Source organism: Methylorubrum sp. Q1 (assembly GCF_004683995.1).
GTDB lineage: Bacteria > Pseudomonadota > Alphaproteobacteria > Rhizobiales > Beijerinckiaceae > Methylobacterium.
Window position 1 is genome coordinate 1 of the sequence record NZ_SRHQ01000089.1, and the last position, 1,048, is coordinate 1,048.

Here is a 1,048-nt window from a genome sequence, read left to right on the forward strand (position 1 = left end):
TGTTTGATCCCGGAGTTTGATGGTGCAATCTTCACGCCCGAGTGGAGGGACGCGCTATGGGCCAGGTTCTTCACGGCAGCGCCACAACGACGGAGGCGATCCGTCGAACGATCCAGCATAGTCAAACGAGCCTGAGGGCACTCTCGAAGCGCTACGGGATCAACCCGAAGACGGTTGCCAAGTGGAAGAAGCGGACCTCGGTCGCCGACCAGCGTACGGGCCCGAAGGATCCGCATTCCACGGTGCTGTCACCCGAGGACGAGGCGGTGGTGGTCGCCTTTCGTCGTCACACGCTCCTGCCGCTCGACGACTGCCTCTACGCGCTCCAAGCCACGATCCCGCACCTAACCCGCTCGTCTCTGCATCGCTGCCTGCAGCGGCACGGTATCAGCCGATTGCCAGAGGTCGACGGCGACAAGCCCAAGCGCTCCCGCTTCAAGGCCTATCCGCTCGGCTACTTCCACATCGATCTGGCTGAGGTCCACACGGCGGAAGGGCGGCTCTACCTGCTCGTCGCCATCGACCGCACGACCAAGTTCGCCTTCGTCGAGCTGCACGAGAAGGCGACCCGGCGGGTTGCGGGTGACTTCCTCCGCCATCTCACCGAGGCGGTGCCCTACAAGGTGCACACGGTGCTCACCGACAATGGCACCCACTTCACGACACCCGGCAACGTTGCCTCGGCCGCCTCCATCATCAAGGAGGCGATTGCAGCCGGCGAGACCTTCCGAGCCCACAGCTTCGAGTCCGCCTGTGCCCGCAACGATATCGACCATCGCCTGACCAAGCCGCGGCACCCCTGGACGAATGGGCAGGTCGAGCGAATGAACCGCACGATCAAGGACGCGACGGTCAAGCGCTACCACTACGACAGCCACGAGCAGCTCCGCGCCCACCTGGCCGACTTCGTCAGCGCCTACAACTTCGCACGCCGCCTGAAGACCCTGCGGGGTCTCACGCCCTACGAGGCCATCTGCAAAGCATGGTCCGCAGAGCCCGGTCGCTTCAGGTCAAACCCGCTCCACCAAATGCCGGGACCAAACATCTA

Annotated in this window: 1 protein-coding gene; it reads left to right on the forward strand. The window is 64.0% G+C overall.

What is annotated here, in order from left to right:
* Nucleotides 1–56: 56 nt before the first annotated feature.
* Nucleotides 57–1,048 (forward strand): IS481 family transposase (locus tag E4V01_RS25385; protein WP_135300301.1); only part of this gene is annotated, 992 nt, incomplete at its 3' end.